This is a genomic window from Burkholderia sp. LMG 13014, assembly GCF_905232215.1.
In the GTDB taxonomy this organism is placed as follows: domain Bacteria; phylum Pseudomonadota; class Gammaproteobacteria; order Burkholderiales; family Burkholderiaceae; genus Burkholderia.
The window spans coordinates 1-7725 of record NZ_CAJNKE010000273.1; the positions used below are offsets into that span (position 1 = coordinate 1).

Genomic DNA, 7725 nt, shown 5'->3' on the forward strand with positions numbered 1-7725 from the left:
GGAGCGCGGCGGCACGCCCGCTGCCGAACCGGTCAAGAAATAACAGGACGATTCCCATGGACTATCTCGATCTCGGCCCGTACTCCAGCGCATCGGGCACCGTGCGCCTGCCCGGCTCGAAGAGCATTTCGAACCGCGTGCTGTTGCTCGCGGCGCTTGCCGAAGGCGAAACGACGATCACGAACCTGCTCGACTCCGACGACACGCGCGTGATGCTCGATGCACTTGGCAAGCTCGGCGTGAAGCTCGCGCGCGATGGCGACACCTGTGTCGTCACGGGTACGCGCGGCGCATTCACCGCGAAGTCGGCCGACCTGTTCCTCGGCAACGCGGGCACGGCCGTGCGGCCGCTGACCGCCGCGCTCGCGGTGAACGGCGGTGACTATCGCGTGCACGGCGTGCCGCGCATGCATGAGCGGCCGATCGGCGATCTCGTCGACGGCCTGCGGCAGATCGGCGCGCAGATCGACTACGAGCTGAACGAAGGCTACCCGCCGCTGCGGATCAAGCCCGCGACGGTTTCTGTCGACGCCCCGATCCGCGTGCGCGGCGACGTGTCGAGCCAGTTCCTCACGGCGTTGTTGATGACGCTGCCGCTCGTGAAGGCGAAGGACGGCAAGACCGTCGTCGAGGTCGACGGCGAGCTGATCTCGAAGCCGTACATCGACATCACGATCCGGCTGATGGAGCGCTTCGGCGTGACCGTCGAGCGCGACGGCTGGCAGCGCTTCGTCGTTCCGGCCGGCGTCCGCTACCGCTCGCCGGGGCGGATCATGGTCGAGGGCGATGCGTCGTCCGCGTCGTACTTCCTCGCGGCCGGTGCGCTAGGCGGCGGCCCGCTGCGCGTCGAAGGCGTGGGGCGCGCGAGCATCCAGGGCGATGTCGGCTTCGCGAATGCGCTGATGCAGATGGGCGCGAACGTGACGATGGGCGACGACTGGATCGACGTGCGCGGCATCGGCCACGACCACGGCAAGCTCGAGCCGATCGACATGGACTTCAACCTGATCCCCGATGCGGCGATGACCATCGCGGTCGCGGCGCTGTTCGCGAACGGCACGAGCACGCTGCGCAACATCGCCAGCTGGCGCGTGAAGGAAACCGACCGCATCGCCGCGATGGCGACCGAGCTGCGCAAGGTCGGTGCGATCGTCGAGGAAGGCCCCGACTATCTCGTCGTCACGCCGCCGGAAAAGCTCACGCCGAACGCGGCGATCGACACGTACGACGATCACCGGATGGCGATGTGCTTCTCGCTCGTCAGCCTGGGCGGCGTGCCCGTGCGGATCAACGACCCGAAGTGCGTCGGCAAGACGTTCCCCGACTATTTCGACCGCTTCGCCGCGCTCGCCAAAGCCTGACCTGATTGTTCCGATGAAATCGACCCGCCCCTTTCACCCGACCCCTGTCATCACGATCGACGGCCCGACTGCTTCCGGCAAGGGCACCGTCGCCGCGCTCGTCGCCGCGCATCTCGGCTTCCACCTGCTCGACAGCGGCGCGCTGTACCGTCTCGCGGCGCTGGCGAGCGTGCGCTACGACATCGCGGCCGACGACATCGATGCACTCGTGAAGCTGATCGACGATCTCCACATCACGTTCCGCGAAGGCTGCGCGCAGCTCGACGGCGTCGATGTGTCGAACGACATCCGCGCCGAAGCGGTCGGCAACCGCGCATCGGCGATCGCCGTGCACGGGCCGGTTCGCACCGCGCTCGTCGCGCGCCAGCGCGCGTTCCGCAAGACGCCGGGCCTCGTTGCAGACGGGCGCGACATGGGCACCGTGATCTTCCCGGATGCCATGCTGAAGGTGTTCCTGACGGCCAGCGCCGAGGCGCGCGCGACCAGACGGCATAAGCAATTGATGCAAAAAGGTTTTTCTGCTAATATAGATGACTTGCTCCGGGATCTTCGTGAACGTGACGCGCGCGACAGCAATCGCGCGGCCGCGCCGCTGAAGCCCGCGGCAGATGCCAAGCTGCTCGATACGTCCGCACTTTCGGTCGATGAAGCCGTCGACCAGGTGCTGCAGTGGTACCGGGCGCTCGGCCAGCCCGCCTGAGAAGGCGGGTAGCGGTAGGTGCTCCGCGCGTAAGTGCGGAGCGTGTTTCGAACCCTTAACCCCGTGTGGACCTCGATCTGGCCCTTTCAGCCTGCCATTCCGGCCGGCGTGGCACAGCGATCCATGCACAATCAGATTTTTATGTCCGACCTGCAAACCTCTACCCCGAATACTGAATCTTTCGCGGCTCTGTTCGAAGAGTCGCTGACCCGCCAAGACATGCGCGCCGGCGAAGTGATTTCCGCCGAAGTCGTGCGCGTCGACCACAACTTCGTGGTCGTCAATGCAGGCCTGAAGTCCGAGGCTTACATTCCGATCGAGGAATTCCTGAACGATCAGGGCGAGGTTGAGGTGCAGTCGGGCGATTTCGTGTCCGTCGCGATCGACGCACTCGAAAACGGCTACGGCGACACGATCCTGTCGCGCGACAAGGCGAAGCGCCTTGCATCGTGGCTGTCGCTGGAAAAGGCTCTCGACAACAACGAACTCGTCACCGGCACGATCACCGGCAAGGTGAAGGGCGGCATGACCGTGATGGTCAACGGCATCCGCGCGTTCCTGCCGGGTTCGCTGGTCGACACGCGTCCGGTCAAGGACACGACCCCGTACGAAGGCAAGACGCTCGAGTTCCGCGTGATCAAGCTCGATCGCAAGCGTAACAACGTCGTGCTGTCGCGTCGTGCAGTGATCGAAGCAACCCAGGGCGAAGAGCGCGCGAAGCTGCTCGAGACGCTGAAGGAAGGCGCGATCGTCAACGGCGTGGTCAAGAACATCACCGACTACGGCGCGTTCGTCGACCTCGGCGGCATCGACGGCCTGCTGCACATCACCGACATCGCATGGCGTCGTGTGCGTCACCCGAGCGAAGTCCTGTCGGTTGGCCAGGAAGTCACCGCGAAGATCCTCAAGTTCGACCAAGAGAAGAACCGCGTCTCGCTGGGCATCAAGCAACTGGGCGACGATCCGTGGGAAGGCATCTCGCGCCGTTACCCGTCGGGCACGCGCCTGTTCGGCAAGGTCACGAACATCACCGACTACGGCGCATTCGTCGAAGTGGAATCGGGCATCGAAGGCCTCGTCCACGTGTCGGAAATGGACTGGACCAACAAGAACGTTGCTCCGTCGAAGGTTGTCCAGCTGGGCGACGAAGTCGAAGTCATGGTCCTCGAGATCGACGAAGACCGTCGTCGTATCAGCCTCGGCATGAAGCAGTGCAAGCCGAATCCGTGGGATGACTTCAGCCGCAACTTCAAGAAGGGCGACAAGATCACGGGCGCAATCAAGTCGATCACCGACTTCGGCGTGTTCATCGGTCTGCCGGGCGGCATCGACGGCCTGGTCCACCTGTCGGACCTGTCGTGGAGCGAAACCGGCGAAGAAGCCGTTCGCAAGTACAAGAAGGGCGACGAAGTCGAAGCAATCGTGCTCGGTATCGACGTCGAGAAGGAACGTATTTCGCTGGGCATCAAGCAGCTCGAAGGCGACCCGTTCAGCAACTACGTTGCAATGAACGACAAGGGCTCGATCGTTGACGGCGTCGTGAAGACGGTCGATGCGAAGGGTGCGGTCGTTACGCTGACGGGCGACATCGAAGGCTACCTGCGTGCGTCGGAAATCTCGCAGGATCGCGTCGAAGATGCACGCAACGTGCTGAAGGAAGGCGACAAGGTCAACGCGATGGTGATCAACATCGATCGCAAGTCGCGCGGCATCAACCTGTCGATCAAGGCGAAGGATTCGGCTGAGCAACAGGAAGCGATCCGCGGCCTGCAGTCGGACTCCAGCTCTGCTGCGACCGGTACGACCAACCTCGGCGCGCTGCTGAAGGCGAAGCTCGACGGCCAGAACCAGTAAGCCTCACGAGGTCTGCTGAAGTATGACCAAATCCGAGTTGGTCGCGCAGCTGGCATCGCGATTTCCGCAACTTGTCCTCAAGGATGCGGATTTCGCGGTGAAAACGATGCTCGATGCGATGTCTGACGCCCTGGCGAAAGGGCATCGTATCGAAATTCGGGGTTTCGGCAGCTTTGGCCTCAACCGTCGGCCGGCGCGCGTCGGACGCAACCCGAAGTCGGGGGAGAAAGTGCAGGTGCCCGAGAAGTTCGTGCCGCACTTCAAGCCTGGCAAGGAATTGCGTGAACGCGTCGACGGCCGCGCCGGTGAACCGCTGAAGGCTGACGATCCGGACGACGAGCGTTGAGCGTCAACCGGTTTGCCCGGAACCCATCCGGCGAAGGCTGAAAAGAAAAGCGCCCCTTGCGGGCGCTTTTTTCATTTCCGGCGCGGGCGGCGTAACGGGCGCGCGCAGGATGTGCGCAGCCGCGGAAACGCTTCCTTTACAATACGGGTCGATTCGGCGCGACGAAGGGGAGTCGCGCGCCGCGGCAAACCTCAACAAAGAGAGGGCTTCATGAAGTTTATCGTCTGGCTGATCCGGGTATTGGTGTTCGTGCTGCTGCTGGTGCTTGCGCTGGCCAATACGCAAACCGCGACGCTGAATTTCGTTGCCGGCTTTTCATGGCAAGCGCCGCTGATCCTGCTCGGCCTGGCGTTCTTCGCCGTGGGGCTGCTGGCCGGCTTGCTGTCCGCGCTGCCGTCGGTCTTCCGCCTGCGTCTCGAGAACGGGCGCCTGAAGCGCGATCTGCGCGCGGCGCGCGAAACGCCGGCCGTCATCGACCAGCCGCCGATGCCGCCCGTCATTTAACCCGGACGCCGCGCGATCATCGCGCGGTTTTCGTCTCTGCTTCGATATTTCGCATGGATCTGGATTTCTGGTGGTTGCTCGCGATTCCGGTCGCGTTCGCGCTCGGTTGGGCGGCGTCACGCTATGACCTGAAGAATCTCCTGTCGGAGAGTGCCAACCTGCCGCGATCGTATTTTCGCGGCCTGAATTTTCTGTTGAACGAACAACCCGACAAGGCGATCGACGCGTTCATCGAGGTCGCCAAGCTCGATCCCGAGACGGTCGAACTGCACTTCGCGCTCGGCAACCTGTTTCGCCGCCGCGGCGAAACCGACCGCGCGATCCGTGTGCATCAGAACCTGCTGAGCCGCACGGACTTGCCGGTCAACGAGCGCGACCACGCGTTGTACGAGCTTGGCCAGGATTTCCTGAAAGCCGGCCTGCTCGATCGTGCCGAGGAGGCATTCCACAAGCTCGCCGACGGCGATTACGCGCTCGGCGCGCAGCGGGCGCTGCTGACGATCTACGAGATCGAGAAGGACTGGAACAAGTCGATCGATACGGCGAAGCGCATCGAGTCGATGAGCGACAAACCGCTTGGCGTCGAAATCGCACAGTTCCACTGCGAACTCGCGCAGGACGCGCTGCAGCGCAAGAACGCGGCAGCGGCCGCCGAGCAGCTGCGCCTGGCGCTGGCGGTGAACCCGCAGAACGTTCGCGCGACGGTTCTGTCCGGCGACGCGGCGGAAGCGGAGGGCAACCACGCGGCCGCGATCGAGCACTGGAAGCGCGTCGAAGCGCAGAATCCGGCGTATCTGCCGCTCGTCGCCGACAAGCTGATGAAGGCGTATGTCGCGCTCGGCAAGAACGCCGAAGGCGCCGAGCTGCTGATGGGGTATATCGATCGCTATCCGTCGAACGACCTGCTCGACATCGCGTACCAGCACATCGCGGGGTTGCGTGGCCAGGACGCGGCGCACACGCTCGCGCGCGCGCAGATGGAGAAGTCGCCGAACCTGTCGGGGATGCTGCATCTGCTCGATGCGCAAATCGCGGCAGCCGACGAACCGCGTCGTAAGGAACTTGAAATGATGCGTGCGCTGATCAAGCAGCGCACGAAGAATCTGCCACGGTATACGTGCCAGAATTGTGGTTTCCGGGCACGGCTTTTCTATTGGCAGTGTCCCGGATGCAGCGGCTGGGAAACCTATGCGCCGCGCCGCGTCGAACCAGCGATGCCGGGCTGATCCCGGCACGCGGAGCCAACGCGCTGCGGTTGTCGCCGGGCTCGTCCCGGCGGCCAAGTTAGTCAATTACCGGGAAGTACCGGAACATCTATGAAAATCACCATCATCGGCACCGGCTACGTCGGTCTCGTCACGGGCGCCTGCCTGGCGGAGATTGGTCACGACGTCTTCTGTCTCGACGTCGATCCGCGCAAGATCGATATCCTGAACAACGGCGGGATGCCGATTCACGAACCGGGGCTGCTGGACATCATCGCGCGCAACCGCGCGGCGGGGCGCCTGCGCTTCTCGACCGACATCGAGGCGAGCGTCGCGCACGGCGAGATCCAGTTCATCGCGGTCGGCACGCCGCCCGACGAGGACGGTTCGGCCGACCTGCAGTACGTGCTCGAAGCCGCGCGCAACATCGGCCGCAACATGACGAGCTTCAAGGTGATCGTCGACAAATCGACGGTGCCGGTCGGCACCGCGCAGCGCGTGCGCGGCGTGGTTGACGAGGCGCTTGCCGCCCGCGGGCTGGCGGGCAGTGTCGCGCATCGCTTCTCGGTCGTGTCGAACCCGGAGTTCCTGAAGGAAGGCGCCGCGGTCGAAGACTTCATGCGTCCTGACCGCATCATCATCGGCGTCGACGACGACGAGACGGGCACGATCGCGCGCGAGAAGATGAAGAAGCTTTACGCGCCGTTCAACCGCAACCACGAGCGCACGATCTACATGGACGTGCGTTCGGCCGAATTCGCAAAATATGCGGCGAACGCGATGCTTGCAACGCGTATCTCGTTCATGAACGAGATGTCGAATCTCGCCGACAAGGTCGGTGCCGACATCGAAGCCGTGCGCCGCGGGATCGGCTCCGATCCGCGCATCGGCTATCACTTCCTGTACGCCGGCGTCGGCTACGGCGGCTCGTGCTTCCCGAAGGACGTCCAGGCGCTGATTCGCACGGCCGGCGAGAACGGCCAGCCGCTGCGTATCCTGGAGGCCGTCGAGGCGGCCAATCATGCGCAGAAGGACGTGCTGATCGGCAAGATCGAGCAGCGCTTCGGTGCCGACCTGACCGGCCGCGAGTTCGCGGTCTGGGGCCTGGCGTTCAAGCCGAACACCGATGACATGCGCGAGGCGCCGAGCCGCCGCCTGATCGCCGCGCTGCTCGCACGCGGTGCGACCGTGCGTGCATACGATCCGGTCGCGATCGAAGAAGCACGGCGCGTGTTCGCGCTGGATTTCGGCAATGACGCGGACGCGCTGGCGCGGCTGCATCTCGTCGACACGCAGGACGTCGCCGTGAAGGGCGCGGATGCGCTCGTGATCGTGACCGAGTGGAAGGAATTCCGGAGCCCCGATTTCACACGCCTGAAGGCTGAACTGAAGGTGCCGGTGATCTTCGACGGGCGCAACCTGTACGAGCCGGACGCGATGGCCGAGCTGGGCATCGACTACTACGCGATCGGCCGGCCGTATGTCGATCCCCAGTCGTCTTCCCGTGGCTGACCGCACGATGAATACTCTCCGCGAAGTCGTTCCGGTGCCGCGTGCGCAGATCGCGTGCTCGCGCGTGCTTGTCGTCGGCGACGTGATGCTCGACCGTTACTGGTTCGGCAACGTCGATCGCATTTCGCCTGAAGCGCCGGTGCCGGTCGTGCACGTGCAGCGTCAGGAAGAGCGGCTCGGCGGTGCGGCCAACGTCGCGCGCAACGCCGTGACGCTCGGTGGCCAGGCCGGGTTGCTGTGCGT

8 protein-coding genes are annotated in these 7725 nt (G+C 64.2%); all 8 read left to right on the forward strand.

Annotated features, from left to right (window positions below):
- The first annotated feature begins 56 nt into the window (after positions 1-56).
- Positions 57-1361 (forward strand): 3-phosphoshikimate 1-carboxyvinyltransferase, encoded by a 1305-nt coding sequence (gene aroA, locus JYJ84_RS22820; RefSeq protein ID WP_174962244.1) that lies wholly within the window; start codon positions 57-59, stop codon positions 1359-1361.
- A gap of 13 nt (positions 1362-1374) precedes the next feature.
- The gene (gene cmk, locus JYJ84_RS22825) at positions 1375-2061 is read left to right on the forward strand and encodes a (d)CMP kinase (protein ID WP_175223441.1); all 687 of its coding nucleotides are present in this window, start codon (positions 1375-1377) and stop codon (positions 2059-2061) included.
- 141 nt (positions 2062-2202) lie between these two features.
- On the forward strand, positions 2203-3915 hold the full coding sequence (gene rpsA, locus JYJ84_RS22830; RefSeq protein ID WP_122946624.1) for a 30S ribosomal protein S1: 1713 nt from the start codon (positions 2203-2205) through the stop codon (positions 3913-3915).
- Between the two features lie 22 nt (positions 3916-3937).
- Complete coding sequence (locus tag JYJ84_RS22835) at positions 3938-4261, forward strand: integration host factor subunit beta (protein ID WP_006486894.1); 324 nt, start codon at positions 3938-3940, stop codon at positions 4259-4261.
- 210 nt (positions 4262-4471) lie between these two features.
- Entirely contained in the window at positions 4472-4765 is a 294-nt protein-coding gene (locus JYJ84_RS22840) for a lipopolysaccharide assembly protein LapA domain-containing protein (protein ID WP_122944788.1), read from the forward strand.
- A gap of 53 nt (positions 4766-4818) precedes the next feature.
- Positions 4819-5991: a lipopolysaccharide assembly protein LapB gene (lapB, locus tag JYJ84_RS22845; RefSeq protein WP_174962248.1), complete on the forward strand. Its 1173-nt coding sequence runs from the start codon at positions 4819-4821 to the stop codon at positions 5989-5991.
- A gap of 90 nt (positions 5992-6081) precedes the next feature.
- Positions 6082-7482 carry a UDP-glucose/GDP-mannose dehydrogenase family protein gene (locus tag JYJ84_RS22850; RefSeq protein ID WP_175223440.1) on the forward strand — a complete coding sequence of 467 codons (1401 nt, stop codon included), beginning with the start codon at positions 6082-6084 and terminating at the stop codon, positions 7480-7482.
- 7 nt (positions 7483-7489) lie between these two features.
- Positions 7490-7725 (forward strand): PfkB family carbohydrate kinase (locus JYJ84_RS22855; protein WP_240201891.1); only part of this gene is annotated, 236 nt, incomplete at its 3' end.